Raw genomic sequence first — 26,967 nt, 5'->3', positions numbered from 1 at the left:
AGGCCCACCCTGGAAGGGTCGGTGCGACCGCACCGGCCTTTCCTCCGGCGACCAGGTCTCATCCGATGACCCGGTCGTCCCACCGCCAGGAGCCTCATGCCGAAACGCATCGACATCCCCGTCCCCGATCTCACCGGCCGTCGGGCCCTCGTCACCGGGGCCAGCGACGGGGTGGGGTTCGAGATCGCCCTCCGCCTCGCCCGTGCGGGCGCGGAGCTCATCCTGCCCGTACGCAACGCGGAGAAGGGCGAGGCCGCCCTCACGCGGATCCGCGCAGAGGTTCCGGAGGCGCGCGTGCAGCGACGTCGTCTCGACCTCGCGGCCCTCGACACCGTGCGCACCCTCGTCGAGGAGCTGAACGCCGAGGAGGCCCCGCTCCACCTGCTGGTCAACAACGCGGGCGTCATGACCCCGCCCACGCGCAAGCTCTCGACCGACGGCTTCGAGATGCAGTTGGCCACCAATCACCTCGGTCACGCCGCACTGACCGTCGGCCTCCTCCCGCTCTTGCGCGCGGGCCAGGGGCGCGTGGTCAGCCAGGTGTCGGTGGCTGCCGACCAGGGGCGCGTGCTGTGGGACGACCTCAACTCCGAGCAGCGCTACGACGCCATGGCCGCGTACTCCTCCTCGAAGATCCTCGTGGGCCTGTTCGCCGCCGAGCTCGACCGCCGCTCCTCCGCGCACGGCTGGGGAGTGCGGAGCATGCTGTCGCATCCGGGTGTCACCCCGACCAACCTCCTGGCCGCACAGCCCGAGCTCGGGCGCCCCCGCGACACCACCGCCGTCCGCGTCATCCGGGCACTCTCCCGGCGCGGCCTGATCTTCGGCACCCCGGCCTCGGCCGCCCTCACCGCCGTGTACGCCGGCACAAGCCCCAACGCGCGAGGCGGCCACCTGTACGGACCGAGCGGCCTGCGCCACCTCGGCGGACCGCCGGCCGAGCAGCCTCTGTACAGCCGACTCACCGGTGCCGACGACGCCGCCCGCGCGTGGCAGGTGACGGGCGAGCTCCTCGGAACGCCCTTGCCGGGATGACGTGGCCTGAGGGGGAGCGGCGATCCCTTGCCCGTAGGCCCGGAGCGTCCGAGACTCGACGAATGGACCGTGAACAGCTCGCCGATTTCCTCCGCCGCCGACGCGAGGCATTGCAGCCGGAAGACGTGGGGCTCTCTCGGGGTCAGCGGCGGCGCACGAGCGGCCTCCGGCGGGAAGAGGTGGCCGCCCTCGCCGACATGTCCACGGACTACTACAGCAGGCTGGAGCAGCAACGGGGGCCGCAACCGTCCATCCAGATGCTCACGGCCCTCGCCCGTGGCCTTCGCCTCACCCTCGCCGAGCGCGATCACCTCTTCCGCCTCGCCGGTCACACGGCACCGGCCCGGCTGAGCGGCAGCGATCACGTCTCTCCAGGGCTGATGCGTGTGCTCGATCGCCTGGCCGACACCCCGGCGCAGGTCATGACCCGGCTCGGCGAGACCCTCGCACAGACGCCACCCGCGCGGGCGCTCTTCGGCGACGAGACGCGCTTCTCGGGACCGATGAGGAGCATCGGCTACCGCTGGTTCCTTCATCCCCCTGCGCGCGACGTCTATCCGCCGGAGGATCACGCCGCCCGCTCACGGGATTTCACCGCCGACATCCGTGCCGTCTACGCCGAGCACGGGCCCCGTTCGCGGGCGGCCGCGATGGTGTCGGAGCTGCGGGCGAAGAGTCCGGAGTTCGCCGCGCTGTGGGAGCAGCACGAGCTGCGGAGCGAGCACACGATCGACAAGCGCTTGCAGCACCCCGAGACAGGGATCATGAACCTGCAGTGCCACGTGCTCGTCGATCCGGATCAGGCCCAGACCCTCCTGGTGATCACTGCACCGCCGGGCACGGTGGACGCCGAGAAGCTCCAACTGCTGTCGGTGATCGGCGCCCAACGGATGGACTGAATCCCCTCCATACGGCGAGCACCGACGGCGAACCCGCGGGCGAGACATCTGGCGGCAAGGATCGGCTGACCTTGCTGGATCGACCACCGGGGCAGGCGTACCGTGACGGCATGACCATCCCCTCGGCCCCCGGGGCGCATCGCGACGAACCTCACCGCGTGGGTCTCTCACAGCGACTGAACTGGTTGCGTGCGGGGGTGCTCGGAGCCAATGACGGAATCGTGTCGACAGCGGCGGTGGTCGTCGGCGTCGCCGGTGCCACCTCCGAGGTGATGCCGGTACTGCTGGCGGGCTCGGCGGCCCTCGTCGGCGGGGCGATCTCCATGGCGCTGGGCGAGTACGTGTCGGTGTCGAGTCAACGCGATACCGAGCGGGCCCTGATCGAGAAGGAGCGCCGCGAGCTCGCAGACGATCCCGAGGCGGAGCTGGCCGAGCTCGTCGGCCTGTACGAGGCGCGGGGCCTGAGCCACGACACCGCCACTCGCGTCGCGACCGAGCTGACCGCCAACGACGCGCTCTCGGCGCACCTGTCGATCGAGCTCAACATCGACCAGGACGACGTCGTGAGCCCGTGGCACGCCGCCCTCGCCTCGGCGATCGCGTTCCTCGTCGGCGCCCTCCTCCCGATGGCGACGATCCTGCTCGTGCCGCATCCGGCACGGATCGTGTGGACGTTCATCGCGGTGCTGCTCGCCCTCGCGATCACGGGGTACACGGCGGCGTGGATCGGAGCGGCGTCTCGGTGGCGCGCCGTCGCGCGCACCGTCACCGGCGGCGCGATCGCGCTAGGTGCCACCTTCCTCGTCGGCTCCCTCTTCGGCACCGTCGTCGGCTGAGCCGGGGTCTCAGCGGCTCTCGTCGGTGACGGTCGCCTCAGCCGGGGAGGGCACCACCCGGAGGGCGGAGATGCGCCGACGGTCCAGGGCCACCACCTGGAGCGTGGCTCCGTCGACCTCCACGGTGTCGCCGACGACGGCGAGGCGTCCGAGTCGTTCCGTGACGAACCCGGCCACCGTGTCGGAGGCACCTCGCGGCAGGTGCACGCCGGTCGCCTCCTCGAAGTCCTGCAGGTTGAGGCGGCCATCGACCGTCTCCGAGTCGCCCGTGATCATCCCGTCGGTGTCGTACTCGTCGAAGATCTCACCCACGACCTCCTCGACGAGGTCTTCGAGGGTCACGATCCCATCGGTGCCGCCGTACTCGTCGACGACCACCGCGATCTGATGCCCGTCGGCGCGCATCCGCGTCAGCGTCGGCAGCACGCGCGCCGTGGAGGGGAGATAGGTGATCGCGCGGGCGAGGTCGCCGAGACGCTCGGCCGGGTCGGCGGCCGCACGCTCGAAGAGGTCGCGCACGTGCACGAAGCCGGTGATGTCGTCGATCGACGAGTCGACGACGGGATAACGCGAGAAGGGAAGGTCGCGCACCTGCGCCACCGCGTCGACCACCGACATCGACTCCTCCAGAGCGACCACCTCGGGACGTGGCCGCATCACTTCGCTGATCTGCCGACCGCGGAGGGAGAGCACGTCGTCGAGAATGCGCCGCTCGTCGTCGGGGAGACCCTGATGGCTGGCGACGATGTCACGCACCTCTTCGTCGGTCAGCTCGTCGGAGGTCTTGTCGGGGTCACCGCCCAGAAGCCGCACGAGCGCATTCGTCGACACCGACAACAGCCAGATGACGGGGCGCATGAGGGTGGCGAAGCCGTCGAGCACGGGAGCCACGGCGTAGGCGAACTGCGCGTTGCGCTGGATCGCAAGCCGCTTGGGCACCAACTCACCCAGCACGAGGGAGAGGTAGGCGATGACGAGGGTGAGGAGCACGGTCGCGAGGGTCAGCGAGAGCGCCGGGGGAACCCTCCAACCCTCGAACAGCGGCGCGACCGACGGCGCGATCGAGGTGGCGCCGTAGGCCGCCGAGGCGAACCCGGCCACCGTGACGCCGATCTGCACGGCCGAGAGGAAGGTGTTGGGGTTGCGCGCAAGCGAGGCCACCTTCGCACCGCGCCGTCCGCGGGCCGCGATGGCGTTGACCTGGCTCTCACGGAGCGTCACCAGCGCCATCTCCGTGGCGGCGAAGACACCGCCGATCAGGACGAAGACGAAGACGAGGACGATGTTCCAGACGAGGTCGCCCATCAGCGGGCGTCCTCGATCCGTTCGACGGCACGCTCACGGTCGTGGCGGGTCTTCAGGAGGCTCGCCACGGTGGCCACCGTGATCGTCGCGGTGATGAACAGCAGCGAGAACCAGATCGGGATCTCCGGTGCCCACAGCATCGGCTCCCCACCGTTGATGAAGGCGAGCTCGTTGACGTGCATCGCGTGCAGCACGAGCTTGACTCCGATGAAGGCGAGGATGACCGCGAGCCCCTGCGCCAGGTAGACGAGGCGCTCCAGCAGCCCGCCGATGAGGAAGTAGAGCTGGCGGAGCCCCATGAGCGCGAACGCGTTCGCGGTGAAGACGATGTACGCCTCCTCGGTGAGCCCGTAGATGGCGGGGATCGAGTCGACGGCGAAGATGAGGTCGACGAACCCGATGGCGATGATGACGAGGAGCATCGGCGTCACGAATCGGCGGCCGTCTCGCTTCACCGTGAGGCGGTCGCCGTTGTACTCGTCGCTGACGGGTAGGTGGCGGCGCACGAATCGCATGAAGCGGCCGTCCGCGGGATTGGACTCGCCGTGCGCGAAGGCCTGCCGGTAGGCGAGGAACAGCAGCAGCGCACCGAAGATGTAGAAGATCCACGAGAAGTTCGAGATCAGAGTCGCCCCGACCGCGATGAAGATGCCGCGGAGGATCAGCGCGATCACGATGCCGATCATCAGCACCTTCTGCTGGTAGATCTTCGGCACGGCGAAGCTCGTCATCACGATGAGGAAGACGAACAGGTTGTCGATCGAGAGGGCCTTCTCGGTGAGGTAGCCCGCGAAGTACTCGCCGCCGTAGGTCCACCCCGAGACCAGACCGACCCCGACGCCGAAGACGAGGGCGAGTCCGATGTAGAACGCCGACCAGCGCGCCGACTCCCCGATCGTGGGCTCATGGGGCTTCCGCACGTGGGCGAAGAACTCGTAGACGAAGAAGGCGATCGTGACGGCGATCGTGATGATCCACACGAGGGGGGTGATGTTCACAGGGTCTCCGGAAGACTCGGGCTCAGCGTTGCGACGACGCCAAGGTCTCCCCCATCCCTGTGATCAGGGACCGGTGGCCCGGAGTGCGATGCACCCGTAATGACGAGCCGACCGTGTCGGAGTACTCCCCCTGGATGGAAAGAGAATAGGGCAGCCGGGTGACGCATTCCTGGGAGATCGCCGCAGGCGGTCCGGAGACATCGGCCACCGGCGGACGGCGAAACGCGCCGCGGACGCCGCACTTTGAGCAGCGGAGCCCGGCAGGTCGACGCGTAGCGCTACCGTCGGGTCGGTGATCGCCGCTGGGGGGTGGCGACACGTCTGGGGGACCGTTGACCATCTCACGCCGTACGTTTCTGACTCTTGCCGGCGCAGCCTCGGCCGCGGCCGCGCTTCCTCGCGCGAAGGAGCCCGGTTGGGAACGCCTCGGGGCGCATCCCGGCGCCACCGCTCAACCGACCGCGGTCGGCAGGCGGATCGTCGACCTCGAGATCTACCGCGGAATGCTCTTCGCCGGATACGGAGACTGGAACGGCAACACGGGACCGATCAGCATCGACCCGTTCGACATCTCACGCGGACGGTTCGTCGGCAGCCGCCACCGCGCCTACACGCACGCCATCCACACCTGGCGGATCACGAGTGCCGGCCTGATGGCCCCCAACATCGATCCGCTCGGCGATGCTCCCGTGGCCGCGCTCGATCCGCGCGGCGGGTTCAGCTGGTCGCCCGACGGGCTGAGGTGGGAGCAGCAACCGGTCGGTGCCTCGTTCCACGTGTTCGACATCACCGATTCGGACGCCGGCCGCTTCGCCGTCGGCTCGGGCTCGGTCGCGGGCCAGGCTGGCCCGGCTGGCCCGGTGGCGTGGAGGCGCACGGCCGCCTATACGTGGGAGCGGTCGTTCGCGCGAGACGGGGTGCGGGCACAGTCCCAAGACCGGTATCACTGGATCGCGTCCGCCGACGGCGTCCCCTACCTCCAGGCCGGGTGGTCCGGAGGCGGGTTCGGACCGATGCGACGATTCCACCAGGGGTACTGGCAGGAGATGCCGCTCGTTCGTGAGAGGTTCCACCTCGGTACCGTCGGCTCCCGCGTGCAGAGCTGCGACGGACGTCTCCTCAGTGGCGGGTCGACGGGACTTCGTGTGTTCACCCCGTCCACGCGCCGCATCCACACCGTCGCGATGCCTGGCGGGGAGTCCATCACCGACCTGTACGTATCCGGACGCACGGTGTACGTGCTGACGAGCGATCGCGTGTTCGTCTCGCGCAACGCGGGCGCGACGTTCGCGGGACTGATCACCCCGGTGTCGGGCGCCACGTCGCTGGCGGTCGGCGGAGGGCGGGTCTACCTCGGAACCTCCTCCGGCGTGCTGTACGCACACAGCCTGTAGAGCGCTTTCCGCAGCGGCGCGAGCATTTCGCGCATGGTCGCTGAATCGATTCGTGTCGAGCTGCGCGCCGTCGGTAGCGTGAGAGCGAATGCGCCTTGGTAGCGCTCCCACGCATCGGATCAGAGGCGGGGACGACCGGCGCACGGCCCCCACCGACGGACAGCAGCACGACCGCTGCCCGGCGCTATGTGGCGCGCGCGGAAGCCGCGGCGCACGCGTAGCGGAGCGATCACCGAGGAGTCTCCCGTGAACAATCGAAGGCTGCGGTCGCGCGTGCGCACCGCCGTTGCCGCCCTCGTGACGGTCGTCGTCACGACCGCCCTCGCCGTCAGCGGCGTCACTGCCGCCCATGCCGCCGGAGGCACCGTCTCCGTCCTCCTGCCGAACGTGTCCGAGCACAACGGCAAGCCCGTCTACGAGAGCGGGCGCGACTACAGCTTCCAGATCGGCTACGGGAGCATGGACGACGGCAAGGTGGTGACGGTTCAGCGGCCTTCCGGCGTGACGATCCCGGAGTCGGCGCTCGTCGTCCCCTCGGGCAACACCGCGGTGGAGTCGCTGGCCCTCGACGCCGACGGCAACATCGTGGTGACCTTCGCCGATCCCTTCCCGTCGGACATCAACCAGGGTGTCCTGGACCTGAAGTTCCAGGTCGACGTCGTCGATGAGGCCGTGACCACCGAGCACGTCTGGCGCTACGACGGCGAGGAGACCCGGACGACGGTGCTCATCACCCGTCCCGGCGAGACCCCGCAGACGGTGACCGACGCGTTCGCCAAGAACGTGGGCGGGGTGAACTTCCCTGCCGTCACGATCGAAGACGGACAGGTCGTCCTGCCGGAGTCGTTCCTGGAGCGGGAGATCCCCTTCACGATCACGGTCAACAGCGCGGCCGCGCGAGAGGTCACGGTCGCAGATGAGCTCGGCGCGCACCTCGCCCTCGTCGACGGCTCGCTCTCGGGCACGAAGGACGTCTTCGACGCCGACGGCGTGAACAAGGCGACCAGCGAGCTGACGGGACTCCCCTCGGTCAGTGGTGCGTCGTTCTCGTACACCTTCGACGCCGAAGCCAACTCGCGCTACACCTTCACCTACCGCGCGAAGATCGCCGATGCCGACGCGCTCGCGGCGCTCCGCGACGAGCTGCAGGAGCGATACGACGCCGTGAAGGACAACGAGGACGGCGGCGACTACTCCGTCCGTCTCGAGAACACGGCCACCCTCAACGGCGGCGAAGACCGCACCGCCGGCACGAGCGTCGGCGGCCGCGTCGCCGCGCAGCCCCGCCCGAACCTGGGCGTGGCGTTCACCAAGACCACGTCGCGCCCGGGCGACATCCCCGTGACCTTCGCCGCCGACGGCGTGACACTCGACCCCGCGATCGATGTGGAGTACACCCTCGGTGCCGATCTGCGGACGTTCGCCGACTTCGCCGACACCCGCCACGCGCTCACGCGAAACGTGGTCATCACCGACACGCTTCCCGCGCAGACGGAGTGGGCGGCAGGCGCCGACTTCCTGACGGCCGACGGCGCGACCTTCACCGAGGTCACCGGAGTGTCGGCAGCGCAGTTCGCGGCGGACGAGTACGTGGGCACCTACCTCCGCGACGGCGACACACTGCTCGTGAACGTGGGCAGGGATGTCACGACGAACGTGAAGATCACCGTGAAGGCGCGGATCATCTCCGTCGCCGGCCTTGTCCGCACGACGGCTGCCGGTCAGGTGCCGCCGACCGCCGACGCGGTGTACACGGGGCTCGGCAACACGGCGCGCTTCGCCTACTCGGACGACGCCGACCCGGCCTCGCGCACCGTCGGCCACCGCCCGCTGGAGCCCAAGGCCCCAGGATCGGAGGTCAGCAACCCCGACGTCTTCCGTAAGGCCGGGCCGACGAACGCCCTCTCGGGCACCCCCGGCTCCTCGATCGATGTGCCCTTCACCTTCACGATCGGCAACGGCGTGGGCGACGTGACCTCGTCGGTCATCACGGATCTCGTCGACCACGACGTGTTCGACGTGACCCCGGCGAACCTCGACGAGATCTCGGCGGGCATCTCACTGCGCTACGAGTGGTTCCCGGAGAACCAGCTGGGCTGGAACGGCTTCGCCCTCGACTCCTCGTTCTGGGATCTGCGCCTGACCCCGGGCGGCGATCTGGAGTTCGCCGTCAACGACGCGTTCGCCGACGCGCTCACAGAGCTCGGCATTCGCACGGATGCGAACTTCGTGATCACGATCACGCTTCCGACCAAGCCGATCGCCGGCAAGCAGTCGCTGGAGATCGTGAACAAGGCGTCGTACCGCGGTGCCGACAACGGGTACACCTACGTCTCGTCGGCGACCTCGCGCGCGACGACCTTCGGCAACGAGATGGAGGTGCGCAAGCGGATCTACGACGCCGCGAATGACACGTTCACCAACAACCTGCGTGCCGAGATCGACGCCGACGGCCGCCTCGTCGACGACGAGTTCGTCTACCGCGTGGATCTCATCCCGCACGGCACCTTCACCGCGATGGTGCGCGATGTAGCCGACGTGCTCCCCGGCGGCCTCTCCTTCCTGGGGTTCGTGGACCCGGCGAACGTCGGTTCGGGTGAGATCGCGGCGACCGAGCGGTACTCGATCCCCGGCTCGTCGCTCCAGGTCGTGTTCGACGATGGCTCGAACACCCTCACCGTCGAGCGCGGACGCCTGACGCAGGGTCAGGAGGTGACGCTCTACTTCGCCGTCCGGCTCGCCGAGTACGAGGTCGGCATGGGCATCACCAACGTGATCGACGGCACGAGCGCCACGATCACCCCGACCAACGACTATCCGCTCAACCTCAGCAAGCTGGATGCCGATGACGCGTCGGTCGTGATCGACGACGACGCCGCACGGTTCCAGGTGCTCGGCTCCACCGAGGCCGGTCAGGCCGATGCCGGCCGTGTCGTTCTCGACGGCCTCCGGGTGAGCGAGGGCAAGCTGCGCACCGCCGACGGCGGCGTGCCGATGGTCACCGAGCCGGGCACCTACTGGGTGCGCGAGGTGAAGGCGCCGACCGGATACCTCCGTACCTCGGAGCTGTTCCGCGTGGTCGTGGACGAGACGACGGGCTCGACCGAAGTGCGGATCTTCAACGAGCCCGGGGAAGACGCGCCGGCGCCGCGCGTGTCGGTCGGCGACTTCGTCTGGGTGGACGAGAACCGCGACGGACGCCAGGATCCGGGCGAGCCGGGGATTCCCGGGGTCGTGCTGGAGATCGTGGGACCGAACGGTCCCGTGATCGACGTGGACGGCGAGCCGGTGGGTTCCGTGACGACCGGGCCGAACGGCGAGTACCTGTTCGAGAAGCTCCCCGTGCTCGAGGAGGGACAGACCTACACGGTGCGTATCGTCCGCGACGATCCCCGCACGGTGGAGGCGCTGACGCCCTACGTCCCGACGCGCGACGGCGTCGGCGACACCTCCGGCGACTCCTCGACGTGGACGGCGACGACCGTCGAGGCACTCACCGAGGACGGCGATCACGACCCGTCGCTCGACTTCGGCTTCGTGCTGAAGACGTACGCGATCGGCGACGTCGTGTGGATCGACGCCGACCGCGACGGCGTGCAGGGAGCCGGAGAGAAACCCCTCGCCGGCGTGCGGGTGGTGCTCCTGGGAGAGGACGGCGCGACACTCGCAACGACGACGACCGACGCCCGCGGCCGCTACATCTTCGACGAGCTGGTCGCCGGCACCTACCGGGTGCGCTTCGAGCTGACCGAGGAGCAGGCGACGCAGTACGCCTTCACGCGAACGGGCGCGGGAACCGACGGCACCGACTCCAACGCCGATCCGGAGACCGGATTGACCGCCACGATCGTGCTCGGCGACGACAACCCTCACCTCACGGGCGAGTACGACTACTTCGAGGTGCGTGCCTCGCAGGGGATCGACCCGACGTGGGACGCCGGAGTGGTCCTCCGCGACACGACGCCGGGAGAGCCGACGCCGACCCCGACGCCGACTCCGGGTGAGCCCACGCCGGCTCCGACGCCGACACCCGGGGAGACGCCGAGCGGCGAGGACCCGGCCGGTGAAGACCCGGCCGGTGAAGACCCCGGCTCCTCCCTCCCCGGCACCGGTGGTGAGATTCCCTGGCCGGCGCTGCTGGCCGGCGTCCTGCTGCTGGCAGTCGGAGGCATCGCGGTGACCCGACGCCGCCGCCTCGGCTGATCCAGCGAACAGGGCCCGTTCGACCATGCGTCGGACGGGCCCTGTTGTCTTTCTGCAGGCCTCCCCGCATGCTCGCCACGTGATCCCTATATGTTGTTGCTAACAACATAGGAGGAAGCATGACTGACGACACGGTCCCAGACGCCCGGATACAGGCGCTGGCCGCGACAGACGAAGACCTGCGGCGGCTGCTGGCGGGGGACTGGATCCGATATCGCACGTCTCCCGCGCTGCAGGAGCTCTCGTGGGAGGCGCACGCGGTCTGCGCCGAGATCACCGCGACGTATTACCGCTCGCCCGAGCATGCGCGACAGCTCTTCCACGACCTGATCCCCGGCGCGGGCGCCGACATCGACTTCCGTCCGCCGATCAGCATCGACTACGGCATACGCCTCGTGATCGGCGATCGGACCTTCATCAACGCCGACTTCCTCGTCATCGGCGGCGGGCAGGTGACGATCGGCGCAGACTGCCTCATCGGTCCCCGGTGCGCCATCTACACGCCCAACCACGCGGAAGACGTGCCTCGGAGGCGGGACGGCTGGGAACTCCCGCTGCCCGTCACGATCGGAGACAACGTCTGGCTCGGAGGCTCGGTCACCCTCACCCCCGGGGTCACCGTCGGCGAAAACAGCATCATCGGCGCCGGCTCGGTGGTCACCCGCGACGTCCCGCCGAACGTGGTGGCCGCGGGGAATCCCTGCCGAGTCATCCGCCCTCTGCGCGAATCGGAGACGCCGCCGGGCGCGGAATAGACGGCAGACGGATAGAGTTGTCGCGTAAGTACCCCCCGGGGGTATTCGAGAGAGGATCTTCCATGCAGACGACAGAGTTCCAGGTGACCGGCATGACGTGCGGACACTGCGAGAGCGCCGTGCGCGGCGAAGTGTCGCAGGTTCCCGGCATCACCGACATCGAGGTGAGCGCGCAGACCGGCGTGCTCCGCGTGACGACGTCCGACGCGGTCGACACCGCCGCGGTGATCGCCGCCGTCGAAGAGGCCGGCTACGAGGCCGCGACCGTCTGAGATGACCACGACCGACCCCGGCACCGAGCGCCTCGAGCTCGAGATCGGCGGCATGACGTGCGCATCGTGCGCCATGCGCATCGAGAAGAAGCTCAATCGCCTCGACGGCGTGAACGCGACCGTCAATTACGCCACCGAGAAGGCGATCGTCGTGGCGCCCGCCGGCCTCGACCCGGCCGCGGTCATCGCCGAGGTCGAGCGCACCGGGTACACCGCGACGCTTCCCGCCCCGCCGGACGACGCCGGGAGCAATCCCGAGCTGCGCAGCCTGCGTGGTCGGCTGGTGGGCGCCGTCGCGCTGTCGGTACCGGTGATCGTCTTGGCGATGGTGCCGGCTCTGCAGTTCCCCGGCTGGCAGTGGGCCTCGCTCGCGCTGGCGACGCCGGTGGTCGTCTGGGCCGGATGGCCCTTCCATCGCGCCGCAGTCATCAACCTCCGACACGGCGCCACCACGATGGACACCCTCATCAGCATGGGGACCCTGTCGGCCTACCTCTGGTCGGTCTACGCGCTCTTCTTCGGAAGCGCGGGGATGATCGGCATGACCCACGGCTTCACGTGGGCGCTGGAGCGCGGAGACGGCAGCGGCAACATCTACCTCGAGGTCGCCGCCGGAGTCACGATGTTCGTGCTCGCGGGCCGCTACTTCGAGAAGCGGGCCAAGCGTCGCGCCGGAGCGGCATTGCGGGCCCTGCTCGAGCTGGGGGCGAAGGAGGTCGCCGTCCGTCGCGCCGGGGTGGAGACTCGCATCCCCACTGCAGAGCTCCGCGTCGGCGACGAGTTCGTGGTGCGCCCCGGCGAGAAGATCGCCACCGACGGCATCGTCGTATCGGGGACCTCCGCGATCGACCGGTCGCTCCTCACCGGTGAGCCCGTGCCCGTCGAGGTGACGGTGGGTGATGCGGTCACGGGAGCCACCATCAACGCCGGCGGGCGCCTGATCGTCCGCGCCACGCGCATCGGCGCCGACACCCAGCTCGCGCAGATGGCACGACTGGTCGAACAGGCCCAGGAGGGCAAGGCCGAGGTGCAGCGGCTGGCCGACCGGATCTCGGCGGTCTTCGTGCCGGTCGTCATCGGAATCGCCGCGGCGACGCTCGCGGGCTGGCTGCTGATCGGGTCGTCCGCGGCGGCCGCCTTCACCGCCGCCGTCGCGGTGCTGATCATCGCGTGCCCCTGCGCGCTCGGCCTTGCCACGCCCACCGCACTCCTGGTGGGCACCGGCCGCGGCGCGCAGCTGGGCATCCTCATCAAGGGACCCGAGGTCCTCGAGTCGACCCGACGCGTGGACACCGTCGTGCTCGACAAGACCGGCACCGTCACGGCGGGCCGGATGAGCGTGGCAGAAGTCGTCGCTGCGGCCGACGAGACGGCGGGCGAGGTGCTGCGGCGCGCCGGCGCCGTGGAGGATGCCTCGGAACACCCCATCGCGCGCGCCGTCGCCCTCGCTGCCGGCGAGACCGGCGCGCTGGCCGAGGTGTCCGGCTTCCGCAACCTTCCCGGACGCGGCGTGGAGGGAACCGTCGCCGGCACGACGGTCGTGGTCGGGCGCTCCACACTCCTCGACGAACTCGGGATCGTCCCCGACCCGGCGCTCGTGGCCGCACAGGAGCGGGCCGAGGCGCGGGGACAGACCGCGATCTGGGTGGCGTGGGACGGTCGCGCGCGCGGCATCGTGGTGGTCGCCGACACGCTGAAGCCCACGAGTGCCGACGCCGTCGCCCAGTTGCGTGCCCTCGGTCTCGCGCCGGTGCTCCTCACGGGAGACAACGCCGCGGCCGCGCGTCACATCGCCGACCTGGTGGGCATCGAGCGCGTGATCGCCGGCGTCCTTCCCGCCGACAAGGTGGCCGAAGTGGCCCGATTGCAGGGTGAAGGCCGAGTGGTGGCGATGGTCGGCGACGGTGTCAACGACGCCGCCGCCCTGGCCCAGGCCGACCTCGGAATGGCGATGGGCACCGGCACCGACGTCGCGATAGAGGCGGCGGACATCACGCTCGTCCGCGGCGACCTGCGCGTGGCCGCCGACGCGGTGCGGCTGTCACGACGGACGCTCGGCACGATCAAGGTCAATCTCTTCTGGGCGTTCGCCTACAACGTGGCCGCCCTTCCGCTGGCGGCTCTGGGACTGCTGAACCCGATGATCGCGGGCGCCGCGATGGCGTTCTCGAGCGTCTTCGTCGTGGGCAACAGCCTGCGACTGCGCCGATTCCGCTCTTCCCTCCCGACCGCCTGAGACGAAAGGACCGGCGATGACCGAGCCGCACGAATCGATGGAGCACACCCACGGCGCGCACGAGGGACACGGCGACCACAGGGATCACGGCGGGCACGGGGGACACGCCGGGCACGCGGGGCACGTGGCGCAGTTCCGCCGGCTGTTCTGGGTGAACCTCGTCCTCGCGGTGCCGGTGGTCGCGTTCTCCGGCATGTTCGCGATGCTGCTCGGTTACCGGCTGCCCGATGTCCCCGGGCTCGCCTTCGTCTCGCCGCTCATCGGAACGGTCATGTACGTCTGGGGCGGACGCCCCTTCCTCGTGGGCGCCGTCGAGGAGTTGCGATCCCGCCGACCGGGCATGATGCTCCTCATCGCGCTCGCGATCACCGTCGCGTTCGTCGCCTCGTGGGGAGCGAGCCTGGGCCTGCTCGACCACGAACTGGAGTTCTGGTGGGAGCTCGCCCTCCTCATCGTCATCATGCTCCTGGGGCACTGGATCGAGATGCGGTCGCTGGCGGCGACGACGTCTGCGCTCGACTCGCTCGCCGCGCTGCTCCCCGATCAGGCGGAGCGCGTGGATGCAGGCGCGACGGTCGCCGTCTCTCCGTCCGAGCTCGTCGTCGGCGACGTCGTTGTGGTGCGCCCGGGAGCCCGCGTTCCCGCCGACGGACGGATCATCGAGGGTCGCGCCGCGATGGACGAGTCGCTCGTCACCGGCGAGTCGCGTCCGGTGGACCGCGGCGTCGGCGACGCGGTCGTCGCGGGGACCGTGGCCACCGACTCCGGGGTCCGAGTGGAGGTGACCGCCACGGGCGACGACACCACGCTCGCGGGCATCCGCCGGCTCGTCGCGGAGGCGCAGAGCTCCACCTCCCGCGCTCAGCGTCTGGCCGACCGGGCCGCCGCGTGGCTGTTCTGGTTCGCTCTGGGCGCGGCCGTGGTCACGGCGGTGGTCTGGACGGCGGTGGGGGATCCCGACAGTGCAGTCGTCCGCACGATCACGGTGCTCGTCATCGCCTGTCCGCACGCGCTCGGCCTCGCGATCCCGCTCGTCGTCTCGATCGCGACCGAGCGGGCGGCCCGCAGCGGTGTGCTCGTCACCGACCGACTGGCCCTGGAGAGCATGCGGACGATCGACACCGTGCTGTTCGACAAGACGGGAACCCTCACGCGGGGCGAACCCGCCGTCATCGACGTCGCCGCGACGGGCGACCACAGCGCGGACGACGTTCTGGCGCTGGCGGCGGCCGCCGAGACCGACAGCGAGCACCCGCTCGCTCGGGCGATCGTGCGCGCGGCCGCCGAACGAGGCCTCACCGTTCCGCGGTCGACGGAGTTCTCGTCGGTGCCGGCGCTGGGCGTCACGGCGACCGTCGACGGGGCGAGGGTGCGGGTCGGCGGTCCGCGGCTGCTCGACGAGATCGGCTCCGCGGGACTCGACGCGTCGGCACTGGGCCACGATCGCGGCGAGATCGTGCTCCACGTTGTCCGAGGCGACACCGTGATCGGAGCGATCGCCCTCGCCGACGAGGTGCGGCCCGAGTCGCGCGGCGCCGTCGCCGCCCTTCGCCGGCGCGGAATCGAGGTCGTGATGATCACGGGCGACGCCGAGCCGGTCGCCCGAGCGGTGGCGGCGTCGGTGGGAATCGACCGGGTCTTCTCCGGCGTGCGTCCCGAAGACAAGTCCTCCACCGTGGCGACGCTGCAGGCCGATGGTCGCCGCGTGGCGATGGTCGGCGACGGCGTCAACGACGCCCCCGCCCTCGCTCAGGCCGAAGTCGGCATCGCGATCGGCGCGGGCACCGATGTGGCGATCGCCTCGGCCGGAGTGGTGCTCGCCAGCGATGACCCGCGATCCGTCCTCTCGGTGATCGAGCTCTCGCGCGCCAGCTACCGCAAGATGGCACAGAACCTGTGGTGGGCGGCGGGCTACAACCTGCTTTCCGTTCCCCTCGCCGCCGGAGTGCTCGCCCCGCTCGGGTTCGTGTTGCCCATGTCGGTGGGAGCAATCCTGATGTCTCTGTCGACGATCGTGGTCGCCCTCAACGCACAGTTGCTCCGCCGCATCGACCTCCGACCCCAGCGGATGGGGTGATTGAGGGAGCCGTCGGCGCGGCGGTGGCGGTCGGGGCAGGGGTCGCGTGACGGTCGGGTCTCGCCTCAGCCGAAGAGGCCAGACCAGACATCGCGGAGGAGGGTGAACAGCCCCCACGCCGCGAAGGCGCCGCCGATCGCGATCCACGCCCAGTGCACTCGCTGCACGAGTCGTCGACCCTCCGGAGCCACTCCCCGCGGCGGGCGGACGATCTCGCCGACACCGGATGCGGCAGCCACCACCTGGGTCTCCCCGAGACGGTCGTCACGCCAACGACGCCACTGCTCGATCTTCTCCGTGACGGCGTCGAGGGCAGACACGAGCCACTCCCAGACGGCCGGGTCGAGCGTGGCCAGATCGCGGCGGGAGTAGAGGAAGATCCGGTCGTCGATGATCTCGATGTCCACCGCGGCCGCGTGATCGACGAAGCGCGCCATCACGTCGGGCGTGAACAGATACAGCGCATCCCGCTCATACCCGTGCGGCGCGTACAGCGTGAAGTGGCGAGAGAAGTCGCCTTCCAGTTCCAGCCGTTGCGTCGGGTCGAGCGACACCGGGAGGTTCGTGGCGCCGAGGGCGTTGTTGCTGCGCGCATCGAGGACGATGTGCGGCAGGCTCGTCCCCAGCCGCACGCTCGCGAATCCCCAGCGATGCGTCCGGCGGTTCTTCCCCTCCCCCGTCGTGAAGGTCTGGTTGCCGATCACGAGTCCGCTCGCCCCCGACCCACGCACGACGTCATACGCCACCTGAGCCGCGCGCTCCCCGAAGATCATTCCCGGGAACGCAAGCCCGGCGCTGACCGGCGCATACGTCCAGTCGTTGTCGCGGGCGAAGCGCGAGAGCCGGAACTGCCGGACGCCGCGTCGCCGGCGGGTGCCGGAGACCGCCGAGACCGTCGTGATCACGAGCACGAAGAGCGCGACCGCCGCGAGTCCCCCGGCGACCACGAGGTTGTCGGTCCGAGGAGGGCCGTCCGACAGCGCGAGCCACGCGAAGAACCCCGTCAGGAAGAGGGAGCTGACGTTCAGGGCGACCATCGGCCACCAGATCGCCCACAGGGATCCGCGGATGTCGACCGGAAGCGACCGCCGGAACGCGGCGAGCAGGTCGCGGTCGATCGGACCGGTGAGGGCTGTCGTGTCGAGGGAGGTCACACGGCGCACGATGAAGAGGGTACCGGCCCGCTTCTCCCCGCCCCGCTCCTGCCCTGCCACGCCCCGCTCAGGTGGGGCATCCTGCGGATCAGGAGAGGGGGGAGCCCAGGGCGAGCCACTGCTCGCCGGTGACCTCGGGGTGGTCGAGCCAATAGCTCCCGTAGTAGTCGATGAAGGGCGCGTACTCGTCGAAGATCCTGCGGAGATCGACGATCGCGTCGGTCCCCTCGGGCGCGATGTCGACGCGGAGGTCGAGGCGCGGGCGGCGCTGACCACGAACGGCCGTGATGATCGACGACGACACGTGCCGCCGACCCTCCCCACCCGCGGCGAGCCCGGCCTCCAGGGCACGCATCAGCCGCTCCTCGAAGGCCGTCTCACCCTCGTCGGCCGCCTCGCCCTCGCCCTCGAACGACTCGGCCATCGCCACCAGCACCTCGGGGCCGACCAGGCCGTTGCCGAGCACGGCGTAGCCGTCCCCCACCCGGTGCCCCGCGTACAGGCCCGGCTCGACGTAGTCCCCGGTGTGCGCGGCGACACGGCCGTCGTCGAGGACCACACCGATCTGGCGGTAGCGGAAGAGCGGATCGGTCTCGGCGAGCCCCGCGAGGATGAGCACGGGGTCGAGCCCCGCGCGCCCCCGCTCCAGCGCCCGCAGCCCCAGCCGCCAATCGGAGTGCCACTGACTCGTGACCGCGGCCTCGCCCGACACCTGCGGGCATCGGGAGGCGAGGGCGATGGAGCCGGTTCCCTGACAGACGCCGACCGCACCGGTCAGCGGATCGCGTGCGACGATGCTGAAAGTCATTTCGACGTGATCTCCCATCGCACGACGACCTTGCGGAGCACCCGCACGATCAGGTTCAGGACGATGCCGAGCACCGACAGGATGATGAGGAGCGCGAACACCGCCGCGGTCTCCATGCGTCCCTGCGCTTGCAGGATGAGGACGCCGAGGCCCTTCTGCGCCCCGACGAATTCGGCGACGATCGCGCCGATCATGGAGTTGGCGACGGCCAGCTCCAGGCCGGAGAAGATCTGCGGCAGTGCGGCGGGCAGCATGAGGCGCGTCTGGATCTGCCAGCGCTTGGCGCCGTTCACCCGGAAGAGGTCGACCTGGTCGCGGTCCACCCCGCGGAAGCCGTGCAGCGCGTTCACGAGCATCGGGAAGAAGGCGAGCAGCACCACCACGACGACCTTGGAAGGCATGCCGAAACCGAACCAGATGATGAACAGCGGAGCGATCGCCACCTTCGGAATGGACTCGATCGCCACGATGTAGGGGAACACGACGGCGTACGCCGTGGGGAACTGCGCCAACAGGATCGCGAGGACGAGGCCCGCCACGACGCCGATCGCGAGCCCCGTGAGGACGATCGTCATCGTCGAGGCGGCGTTCTCCACGTAGCGGGGGAAGGCGGTGGGATCGAACAGGGCGGCCAGCACGTCGCTGAGCGGAGGCACGACGTACTCGGGTGTGTTCGTCCAGCCGGGGACGAACTGCCACACCAGGAGCAGCACCGCCAGGAGGCCGAGCGAGCCGACGGTGCGCTTGGCCGGCGTGTTCACGAGGCGCCGGCGCGAGGACACGATCTGAGTGGTGACGGTCATGAGTTCACCTCGAAATGGCGTCGGATGTGGGAGGTCAGGGCGGCGAACTCGGGATCGCCGAGCAGGTCGGGGGTGCGTTCCTTGCCGAACGGCACGTCGACGATCTCCGCGATCCGGCCGGGCCTCGGCGTCATCACGACGACGCGTTCGGCCAGGAACACCGCTTCGGCGATGCTGTGAGTGATGAGCACGGCGGTCGTGCCCGTCTCCCGCCAGATGCGGTTGACCTCGACGTTCAGGGCATCGCGCGTCATGGCGTCCAGCGCACCGAACGGCTCGTCCATGAGGAGCACCGCCGGGTCGTGCACGAGGGCGCGACAGATCGCGGCGCGCTGCTGCATGCCGCCGGAGAGCTCGTGCGGGTGCTTGCGGAGGAACTCCTCCAGCCCCACCATCGTCAGCAGGTCGGTGGCCTGGCGGCGGTCGGCCGCCGTCACGCGCCGCTTCAGGCTGAGGGGGAGAAGCACGTTGTCGAGGATGTTCAGCCACGGCAGCAGCGTGGCCTTCTGGAACACCATGCCCGCTTCGCCCCGCGGGGCCCCGATGGGGGTGCCGGAGATCGTGGCCTCGCCGTCGGTGTGGTCCTCCAGGCCGGCGAGGATCCGCAGCAGCGTCGTCTTGCCGCAGCCGCTCGGACCGAGGATCGAGACGAACTCGCCCTCTCCGATACCCAGGTCGACGTGAGACAGCGCCGTCACGTCGCCGGTTCGGGTCTGGTAGACCTTCGACAGGTCGGTGATCTGGATGAGGTCGTTCACGGTGCCTCCAACCCGTAGACGCGACAGAGGTTCTCGTTGAGCACGCGGCCGGCCAGCCATTCGGCCTGGGTCGTCGTCCACAGGCGGTCGGACACCCCGGCGGCCAGCGCACGATCCAGGAGCAGCCGCCCGCGGGCTGTGGCCGACACGTGGAACTCCGGCTGCCCGGTGTCGGTGCCGAACATCACCTTGTTGGCGGGGAGCAGCTCCAGCCACTCCTGGAGCATCCGTTCCAGGGCGTGATGGTGGAGGTAGGGCATCCACGAGTAGTCGACGTACACGTTGCCGTGCGCCTGCGCGATCGCCGCGAGATACGCCGTGTACGGGTATCCGCCGTGGATGAGGATCACACGCAGTCGATTGAGCGCGGGGTCGGACAGCAGCGGCTCGAGGTTGCGCGGGTCGGCGCCCGTGAGGAGGAGCCCGGGCTCGGCGTGCCCCATGCCGGTGTGGATCTGCACCGGCAACTCGCGCTCGACGGCCAGCTCGGCGATCGCGAAGACGAGGAAGTCGGCGAGGATCGTGTGGGCCTCGGTCTCCAGCGCCGCCGGGTCGGTGCGGAGCCGCTCGTACGCCGCCGTCGCCTCTTCCCGCGACCGCCGCACGAAGTGGAGCGAGCGCACATAGGCCGAGGCGATCTTGAGCCCGACGAACCCGCTGTCCTGGCGACGCGCGATGGAGGTCCGGACGAACTCCTCGTACTCCGCGAGCGTCGCGGGCGGCCCTGCGAGCGCCTCGGCCGCGAGCAGGTCGACGAGGATCGACCCGAACACACGCTGGAAGCGGGGACTGTCCGAACCGCGGCGCCGGAAGGGCGGGTGCCCGAACGGGTAGAGGTAGGGATCGATGCGCGCGACCGGCTTGTACTGCGCGTGCGGCCACCGCGTACCGTCGATCTGCGGGATGTCGGTGAGCACCGCCGCGGTGTGCGAGAGCTCCAGCGCCTGGCCGTAGAGGCCCGGGAAGTCCGCGCGGCGACGCTCGGTGCTCAGTCGCACCTGCTCGGCGTGCGGGATGTCTCCGTAGAGCGCCCGGCTCCCGTCGGCCAGGGCGACCGCATGAACGGTCGTGGCCTGGAAGGCGATGCTCTCCTCGAAGAGGGCCCGGATACCGTACTCGCGATCGAGCCGGTCGAGCTCGTCCCCGTCGCGGCGTCCGCGTGCGTCGACGAAGGCGTCGAACACGCCAGCCGGAAGCTGAGCCTCCACGTGTCCCATCGCGTTCTCGCGCTCGAGGGCATCGATCCCCTCCAGCTCCTCCCCCGGCCGGATGTATCCGGCATGGGAGTGGTGGTCGATCGCGGGGACCCCCGCGGTGTAGGTGAGGGTCGTCATTCGGCAGCGCTCCAGTTCTTCGCCTCGGTGATGACGGCGTCTCCGTCGAAGTCGTTGTAGGCCTCGACGAACGTGTTCGGGGCGGCGGCGACGCTGTCGACGGCGGAGTCGATGATCCCCGCGTCGAGGGCGAACGCGGCCCACGCCTTCAGCGCCGACTCGTCGTAGGCGCCCCAGGTCCCGGTGGCCTGCGGGTCACCGGCGGTGAGCAGCTCGATGCGGCGCTCCAGTGCCACGAGGTCGATCGCGAGCTGGTCGTCGATGGAGTTGCCCGCCACGAGGGTGTCGGGGTACTTGTCGTACATGATCCGCAGCGCGGCCTCGGGGTTGGTCGCGGTGAACAGCGTCGCCTTGGCCATGGCGCGACCGAAGCCCTCGATCGTCTCGGCGTTCTTGCCCGCGTAGTCGGCGCTCGTGAAGTACGTCGTGGAGAAGAGCGAGGCCACCTCGTCGGTCGTGAAGTAGCGCAGCGCGGTGCCTTGCGCCTCGAACGCGGCGTACTCGGTGTCCCACAGCGACAACGCGTCGACCTGTCCGCCCTTCAGGGCTTGCAGAGCCGCCGCGCCGGTGCCGACCGCGAGGTGCGAGTAGTCGACATCGGGGACGAGGCCTGCCGAGGCGAGGATGCCCTCCGACAGCAGCATGTTCGAGGTGCCGAGGCTGGCCTGCCCGATCACCGCGCCGCGGAAGTCCTCCAGCGACTGGATGGGGCTGTCTTCGAGCACGGCGAGCGATCCGGTCTGCTTGCGGATGTAGTTGTAGACCAGCTGCAGGTCGCTGCCCTTGGTCATGGCCTGCCAGATCGGCTCCGGCGGCGTGCTGCCGATGTCGAGGGAGCCGGAGTCGATCCCCTGGACGATGGAGGTCGAGTCGCCCGTGACGACGATGTCGACCTTGAGGCCCTCGTCGGCGAAGTATCCCATCGCCTCGGCGACGGCCATCGGCGAGTTGTTGGCGCCCATGTTGGTGGGCAGGCCGAACTCGATCGTCGTGGTGGCGCCTTCGGCGTCGGGCGATTCGCTCGCGCAGCCGGCGAGGGTGGTGGCGAGGGCGGCGGCCGCGAGCAGCGCGGCGGTGCGGCGGATGTTCATCATGTTCTCCTAGCGCGGGACGGGTGATGCGCGGATCCGGGAATCCGGGGAAGGGATGGAGCTCGGACGGTGCGGTGCGTGGTGGAGCGGGTGGAACGGGTGAGTGGAGCGGTGGAGCGGATCGCGGTGCCGTTTTCGGCATCGCCGATCACCGGTGCCCTGCGAGCGTCGCATCGGCGCCGGGAGTCTGAGGACGGGGATCAGTCCACGTAGGGAAGGGGGGCGTCGGAGGGTGGGGTGACCACCCACAACGCTTCGCCGGGGGCGTCGCCGATGTTGACGATGCTGTGCGGCGTGGAGGAGCGGTAGTCCAGGCTGTCGCCGGTCTCGAGGATGTAGTCCTGGTCACCGAGGTGGAACCGGAAGCGACCGCGCAGGATCACGCACACCTCCTGCGAGTCGCCGTGGGTGTAGCTCTCGCTCCCCTCGCCGTGACCGGGTTCGTACTCCGACACCAGCACCTCGACGTTGCCGAGGGGCGGTTGCGTGATGCGGAAGTGCCGGACGGAGTTGCCCGCCGCGAGCATGGGGCGCTCGGCGCGGCGGAGGACGGTGCCCAGCGCGGGTTGCGCGCTGAAGAGCTCGGTCCACGGAACGCCGAACGCGGCGGCGATCCGTCGGACGACGTCCAGGCTGGTGTTCGCCTGGCCGTTCTCGATCTGGCTGACGTACCCCGCGCTGATCGACGCGCGCCGCGCCAGCTCGCGCGTGGACATCTGGCGCAGCATGCGCAGCTCGCGCACCCGGGCACCGAGATTGCTGTCGTCCACGGCGATCCTCTCGTCATTAAGCAGCATGTTTACACTGAGTAAGCACACTGTATACCCGGTGTTCTGTCGTGACAATGACCGGGATGTTTCCGTGATGTAAAACCGGTCGGAGGGTGGATCGGAGGCCGGATGGGCTCCGCTCAGATGCCCGCCCTACACGTCGGCGGCCGACTCCCCCACCTCGTCGAACGCACGCACGAGATACTTCGGCGCCTGCACCCGCCACGCTTCGACGACGAGCTCCGCCAGGTGATCGAGGTCGATGTCCGCCAGACGGAACGCCACTTTCGGCTCACCCCAGCGGGTGGTCTGGGGGAGGAAGACCCGCGGCTCCATCTCGCGAAGCGCCTCCGCATCGAGCGGGTCGGAGACCTTGACCCCGAAGACCTCTTCGGTCGCGAGCACGGTGCGCACGGGCTCCGGAACACTCGGCCACGGATGACACTCCCACACGAACGGCTTCGACCGCACGAACCACGACACCCCGGCCGTCGTGGTGCGCTCCTCGCTTCCCGGCAAGCGCGAGGCGATCGCTCGCACATCGCCGACGGTCGCCACGGGCTCAGCCTACGAGCGGCCTCCGACAGCGCGGACCATCAGGCGGCGGTGCATCCTGCGGTAGGCCGGCGGGGGGTCAACCCCCGGCCGCACCGTCTCGCTCCTCCAGCATGCGCTCGGCGAGGTGAAGACACCGGCGCTGCTGATCGTTCAGGGCGTCGTCGGTGTACTCGGTCAACAAGTGCAGGGGCCCGGACCACACGATGCCGTCCTCACCGGGAGAGAGCTCGTCGATGAGCGGGCGCAGCATCGCCACGAGTGCCTCGGCGGTCTCGGTGACCTCGGCATCCGCACTCTCCGATCCGAGCTCGGCATAACGCCGTGCGATCTCGGTCGCCCGCGGTGCGATGTCGGGCTCGCTCAGGCGCTCGTAGAACGCCGCGAGGGAGCGCAAGCCCTCATCCCCTGCCAGGTGAGCGAGAAGCACGGACTGGTCGCGATCGTGCTGGACCATGCTCGATGGCAACGGTGCCGTCGAGAAGACCGCCAGGAACGGGGCGAGCTCGGGCGGCAGGTCCGGTGCGGCGCCGTGCGCGCGCAGATGCGCAATGACGGCGCGCTGGGCGTTCAGCCGGTCGACCTGCGCCGCCAGCTCCGCGTCCAGCTCCTCCAGGGCCGACCCGGCATCCGCGTCGACGTCGTCGAGGAGCGGCGGCATGCGCTCGAGCGGGATGCCGAGCGAGGCCAGCCGTCGGATCCGCAGAAGGCGGACGAGATCGTGCACGGTGTAGTCGCGGTAGCCGTTGCGGTGCCGCGGAGGTTCCTCGAGCAACCCGGTCTGGTGATAGTGACGGAGCGTCCGCACGCTCACTCCGGCGAGTCCTGCCAGCTCTGCGCTACGCACTGCCCACCGCCGTCGTCTCTTCTTCGAAGCCCTCGCCCGCCTCCAGAGTACGCAGCGATCGTGCGGCGAGCCCAAGCACCAGCGCCACCAGCCACACCGCGGCGAGCGCGGCGGCCGCCCAGCGCACACCGGCATACTCCGTGATCACCGCGGCGACGATGATGCCGAGGGCGGGGGCGGCCGTCATGATCGCGTTCTGGGTGCCGAGGATCCGCCCGCGCATCTGTTCCGGGATCCGCTCGATCATGAGCACGCCCATGAGACTGCCGAACAGGCCGCTCGAGAGCCCGACGACGAAGGCTCCCGCGAACACGACCCACACCGAGGCCAGCGAGCCGACGAGACCGAACCCGATCGTGGTGCCGACCAATCCCGCGAGGAACCAGCCTCGTCGCCTGCCCCGAACGCCCGCGACCGCATAGATGCCGCTTCCGACGAGCATTCCCATCGCGAGCGCCGTCAAGACGAACCCGAGCATTCCCGGTTGCTGCTCCAGCGAGAAGTACACCGGCAGCAGCAGGCCCTGCAGCGCGGCCAGCACGATCACCGAGACCACGCTCAATGCCGTGGTGACGAGCAGGAAGCCGCTGCCGAAGAGCACCCGCCATCCCTCGCGCAACTGGTTCCACGTGCCGGCGGCCCGGCGCGCGGCCACGCCGTCACCGGTCGTCACTGCGCCCACCCGATGCGGGATGAGGAGCGTGATCAGAGCGGCCGCCAACGACGTCGCCGCCGTGACCCACAGCACGGTCGATCCGTCGAACAGCACCATGAGCGTCCCGGCCGCAGCGGGCCCCAGCACCAGCGCGATGGCTCCGAGCGCTTCCCGGATGCCGATGAGCCGCTCGGCGCCGATCCGCCCGTGTCGCACGATGGCGGGCAGCAGCGCCTCGCGCGCCGTCATCCCGGGCACATCGCCGAGCGACCCGATCACGCCGAACAGGATGAACCACCCGAGCGTCAGCCCGGTTGCCAGATCGATGAGCGGCAGCGCCGCGACCGCCGCCGCCGAGATGAGGTCGGTGATCACCGAGGACGTGCGCCGGTTGATCCGATCGATCGCCACACCCATCAGCAGTCCCGCCAGCACGGCCGGGAGCGCGGTCGCCGCGGCGACGGTGCCCGCGCCGAGCACGCTGCCGGTCACCTGGAGGACGATGAGGGGAAGCGCGACACCCGCGATCGAGTTGCCGAGCACGGAGAGCAGATACGAGGCCAGGTACGCCAAGGGGATGAGCATGCCCCCAGTGGAAACTATGACGCCGCGTCGGAGTCAAGCCGCGACGGCCCGTCAGTACGCTGTCGTGATGGCCGCACCGCACCTCGCGTTCCTGGACGACGTGCCCGCCGCCGCGACGTATGTCGACGTGGAGCGACTGCTGCGGGCGGAGGGATGGACCTCGTGCGGCGAAGGAGACTGGGCGATCGCCCTCGGCTCTCCTGACGGCGAGCTGGCCGCCCGCATCAGTCCGTGCGATCCCGTCGGACCGTACACGGCGAGCCTCTACGTCGAGGCATCCCACACCCGACGGGTACCGGTACTGCACGAACACCGTCGGCTGGACGGCGGAGGCGATCTGCAGATCATGGAACGACTGACTCCGGTAGCGACCACGCGGGCGCAGTCGTTTCTCGCCCAGCTGCACGAGCCGACCCCTGAGCTGTCGGAGCTCGCGCACCTCGTCGCGGCGATCCATGAGCGCGCCCGGCAGGAGCTTCCGTGGTGCGGACCGCTCGATGACAATCCGTCGAACGTCATGCGCACCTCGGATGGCCGCCTCGTCCTGTGCGATCCGTTCTACGCCGATGGGCCCGACCTCTATGCGACGGCGGACCGCGACCCGGACCGCGTCGCGAGGCTCATCCCCGAGCACCAACGGCGATGGATGACGGAGATCCCCCTCGCCGACTCCGGCCCGTGGCCCCTGGAGGAACGCGAAGCGATGCGGCTCCGGTTGCGACGCGCAGACGAGCGGCGGCGTGCGGGCGGATAGCGCGACTCCTCCCGCACGCCGATCTTCATCTCCGCAGCGCCTGCCAGATCGTCACCCACTGCTCGGGGCTCAGATCGCGCGGCAGCGCCCCGTGCGCCCGAGCCTGAGCGACCGCTCGCTGCGCCACGCCCGGGCCCACCCGCGCGGCCCCCTGCACGATACGTTCCAACCTCCCGCCCCGTCCCGAGAACACCGCCCGGACGAAGTCCTGATATCCCCGGCGCTGCTCTTCAGGGAGGAGCGGCGCGGCGCGGCGACTGATGCTGAGGATGCCGCCGTCCACGCTCGGCGGCGGCGAGAACCCCCACCGCGGAACGCGCCCGTGGAGGGCGAACTCGAACCAGGGCGCATACTGGGCCGTCATCATCGTGCGCCCTCCCACGCCCGCGCGTTTGCGTGCCACCTCCCATTGGGTCAGGAGGATCGCGTGCTCCCACCCGGGCTCGCGCAGGAGCCGTCGAAGGATCGGCGTCGTGACGTGGAACGGGATGTTGCCGACGATGACCGGCGCGCGCAGCGGAAAGGTCAGCGCATCGGCGTGGACGACGTCGACGTGCGGAAGGCCCTCCGCCAACCGGCGCACCCGATGCTCGTCGAGGTCGATCGCCGTGAGGGGACGACCTTGTGCGGCGAGCGGTCGCGTGAGGGCGCCGTCACCGGCACCGAGTTCGAGGATCGGTCCGCGCGTCTCGGCCACGAGGCGTAGGACGGCGTCGATCGACGGGACGTGGATGAGGAAGTTCTGGCCGAGTTCATGGCGGCCGCCATGGTGAGATCGAGGCATGAGCGTGCTCCCAGAGTGAGAAGGAGCACCCCAGAGGGCAGCGTCGTGGAGACGAGAAA

The 26,967-nt window shown here is 69.8% G+C and carries 23 protein-coding genes; 10 read left to right on the top strand and 13 right to left on the bottom strand.

Going from position 1 to position 26,967, the window contains the following annotated elements; translation table 11 throughout:
- Nucleotides 1–96 precede the first annotated feature (96 nt).
- The 3 genes from QM591_RS02135 (at nucleotide 97) to QM591_RS02125 (ending at nucleotide 2,770) form a co-directional block, all read left to right on the top strand.
- Nucleotides 97–1,035, top strand: a complete 939-nt coding sequence (locus QM591_RS02135) for an SDR family oxidoreductase (protein WP_415129138.1) — start codon at nucleotides 97–99, stop codon at nucleotides 1,033–1,035.
- A 62-nt stretch (nucleotides 1,036–1,097) separates the two neighbouring features.
- The gene (locus tag QM591_RS02130; protein ID WP_415129136.1) at nucleotides 1,098–1,934 is read left to right on the top strand and encodes a helix-turn-helix transcriptional regulator; all 837 of its coding nucleotides are present in this window, start codon (nucleotides 1,098–1,100) and stop codon (nucleotides 1,932–1,934) included.
- A 110-nt stretch (nucleotides 1,935–2,044) separates the two neighbouring features.
- Nucleotides 2,045–2,770, top strand: a complete 726-nt coding sequence (locus QM591_RS02125; protein ID WP_415129134.1) for a VIT family protein — start codon at nucleotides 2,045–2,047, stop codon at nucleotides 2,768–2,770.
- Between the two features lie 9 nt (nucleotides 2,771–2,779).
- On the opposite strand, the gene QM591_RS02120 is transcribed toward QM591_RS02125, so the two are convergent.
- Both QM591_RS02120 and QM591_RS02115 read right to left on the bottom strand, forming a co-directional pair.
- The gene (locus QM591_RS02120; protein WP_415129132.1) at nucleotides 2,780–4,075 is read right to left on the bottom strand and encodes a hemolysin family protein; all 1,296 of its coding nucleotides are present in this window, start codon (nucleotides 4,073–4,075) and stop codon (nucleotides 2,780–2,782) included.
- Nucleotides 4,075–5,073 carry a TerC family protein gene (locus QM591_RS02115; RefSeq protein WP_415129130.1) on the bottom strand — a complete coding sequence of 333 codons (999 nt, stop codon included), beginning with the start codon at nucleotides 5,071–5,073 and terminating at the stop codon, nucleotides 4,075–4,077. The genes QM591_RS02120 and QM591_RS02115 overlap by 1 nt, the downstream gene beginning before the upstream one ends.
- 332 nt (nucleotides 5,074–5,405) lie before the next feature.
- On the opposite strand from QM591_RS02115, the gene QM591_RS02110 reads away from it, so the two are divergent.
- From QM591_RS02110 to QM591_RS02085, 6 genes are all read left to right on the top strand, one after another.
- Entirely contained in the window at nucleotides 5,406–6,467 is a 1,062-nt protein-coding gene (locus QM591_RS02110) for a hypothetical protein (RefSeq protein WP_415129128.1), read from the top strand.
- Nucleotides 6,468–6,713: 246 nt separating this feature from the next.
- Nucleotides 6,714–10,670 (top strand): SdrD B-like domain-containing protein, encoded by a 3,957-nt coding sequence (locus QM591_RS02105; protein ID WP_415129126.1) that lies wholly within the window; start codon nucleotides 6,714–6,716, stop codon nucleotides 10,668–10,670.
- A gap of 119 nt (nucleotides 10,671–10,789) precedes the next feature.
- Nucleotides 10,790–11,425, top strand: coding sequence for a sugar O-acetyltransferase (locus QM591_RS02100; RefSeq protein ID WP_415129124.1), 636 nt, complete (start codon nucleotides 10,790–10,792; stop codon nucleotides 11,423–11,425).
- 62 nt (nucleotides 11,426–11,487) lie between these two features.
- Entirely contained in the window at nucleotides 11,488–11,697 is a 210-nt protein-coding gene (locus QM591_RS02095) for a heavy-metal-associated domain-containing protein (RefSeq protein ID WP_415129122.1), read from the top strand.
- A gap of 1 nt (nucleotide 11,698) precedes the next feature.
- Nucleotides 11,699–13,933, top strand: a complete 2,235-nt coding sequence (locus QM591_RS02090; protein WP_415129120.1) for a heavy metal translocating P-type ATPase — start codon at nucleotides 11,699–11,701, stop codon at nucleotides 13,931–13,933.
- 16 nt (nucleotides 13,934–13,949) lie between these two features.
- A complete protein-coding gene (locus tag QM591_RS02085; RefSeq protein WP_415129118.1) occupies nucleotides 13,950–16,010 on the top strand; it encodes a heavy metal translocating P-type ATPase in 2,061 nt (686 codons plus the stop codon).
- Between the two features lie 65 nt (nucleotides 16,011–16,075).
- Here the strand turns inward: QM591_RS02085 and QM591_RS02080 are convergent, their stop codons facing one another.
- The 10 genes from QM591_RS02080 to QM591_RS02035 form a co-directional block, all read right to left on the bottom strand.
- The gene (locus QM591_RS02080) at nucleotides 16,076–17,173 is read right to left on the bottom strand and encodes a hypothetical protein (RefSeq protein WP_415129116.1); all 1,098 of its coding nucleotides are present in this window, start codon (nucleotides 17,171–17,173) and stop codon (nucleotides 16,076–16,078) included.
- Nucleotides 17,174–17,252: 79 nt separating this feature from the next.
- Nucleotides 17,253–17,972, bottom strand: a complete 720-nt coding sequence (locus QM591_RS02075; protein ID WP_415129114.1) for a DUF1028 domain-containing protein — start codon at nucleotides 17,970–17,972, stop codon at nucleotides 17,253–17,255.
- A complete protein-coding gene (locus QM591_RS02070) occupies nucleotides 17,969–18,775 on the bottom strand; it encodes an ABC transporter permease (RefSeq protein ID WP_415129112.1) in 807 nt (268 codons plus the stop codon). Before QM591_RS02070 ends, QM591_RS02075 begins: the two co-directional genes overlap by 4 nt.
- Nucleotides 18,772–19,533 (bottom strand): ABC transporter ATP-binding protein, encoded by a 762-nt coding sequence (locus tag QM591_RS02065; protein WP_415129110.1) that lies wholly within the window; start codon nucleotides 19,531–19,533, stop codon nucleotides 18,772–18,774. Before QM591_RS02065 ends, QM591_RS02070 begins: the two co-directional genes overlap by 4 nt.
- Nucleotides 19,530–20,867 (bottom strand): amidohydrolase family protein, encoded by a 1,338-nt coding sequence (locus tag QM591_RS02060; protein ID WP_415129108.1) that lies wholly within the window; start codon nucleotides 20,865–20,867, stop codon nucleotides 19,530–19,532. Before QM591_RS02060 ends, QM591_RS02065 begins: the two co-directional genes overlap by 4 nt.
- Nucleotides 20,864–21,958: an ABC transporter substrate-binding protein gene (locus QM591_RS02055; RefSeq protein WP_415129106.1), complete on the bottom strand. Its 1,095-nt coding sequence runs from the start codon at nucleotides 21,956–21,958 to the stop codon at nucleotides 20,864–20,866. The genes QM591_RS02060 and QM591_RS02055 overlap by 4 nt, the downstream gene beginning before the upstream one ends.
- Nucleotides 21,959–22,158: 200 nt before the next feature.
- Nucleotides 22,159–22,728, bottom strand: a complete 570-nt coding sequence (locus tag QM591_RS02050) for a helix-turn-helix domain-containing protein (protein WP_067165229.1) — start codon at nucleotides 22,726–22,728, stop codon at nucleotides 22,159–22,161.
- A 153-nt stretch (nucleotides 22,729–22,881) separates the two neighbouring features.
- Nucleotides 22,882–23,286: a hypothetical protein gene (locus QM591_RS02045; RefSeq protein ID WP_415129103.1), complete on the bottom strand. Its 405-nt coding sequence runs from the start codon at nucleotides 23,284–23,286 to the stop codon at nucleotides 22,882–22,884.
- Nucleotides 23,287–23,362: 76 nt separating this feature from the next.
- Nucleotides 23,363–24,130, bottom strand: coding sequence for a MerR family transcriptional regulator (locus tag QM591_RS02040; RefSeq protein WP_415129101.1), 768 nt, complete (start codon nucleotides 24,128–24,130; stop codon nucleotides 23,363–23,365).
- Nucleotides 24,123–25,370: an MFS transporter gene (locus QM591_RS02035; protein ID WP_415129099.1), complete on the bottom strand. Its 1,248-nt coding sequence runs from the start codon at nucleotides 25,368–25,370 to the stop codon at nucleotides 24,123–24,125. The genes QM591_RS02040 and QM591_RS02035 overlap by 8 nt, the downstream gene beginning before the upstream one ends.
- A gap of 67 nt (nucleotides 25,371–25,437) precedes the next feature.
- On the opposite strand from QM591_RS02035, the gene QM591_RS02030 reads away from it, so the two are divergent.
- Complete coding sequence (locus tag QM591_RS02030) at nucleotides 25,438–26,124, top strand: hypothetical protein (protein ID WP_415129097.1); 687 nt, start codon at nucleotides 25,438–25,440, stop codon at nucleotides 26,122–26,124.
- A 25-nt stretch (nucleotides 26,125–26,149) separates the two neighbouring features.
- On the opposite strand, the gene erm is transcribed toward QM591_RS02030, so the two are convergent.
- Nucleotides 26,150–26,908: a 23S ribosomal RNA methyltransferase Erm gene (erm, locus tag QM591_RS02025; protein ID WP_415129095.1), complete on the bottom strand. Its 759-nt coding sequence runs from the start codon at nucleotides 26,906–26,908 to the stop codon at nucleotides 26,150–26,152.
- Between the last annotated feature and the right edge of the window lie 59 nt (nucleotides 26,909–26,967).

It is taken from the genome of Microbacterium sp. (assembly GCF_047607225.1).
Lineage (GTDB): Bacteria > Actinomycetota > Actinomycetes > Actinomycetales > Microbacteriaceae > Microbacterium.
Note: the sequence above shows the minus strand (reverse complement) of the source record. Positions and strands in the feature narration are given on the sequence as shown.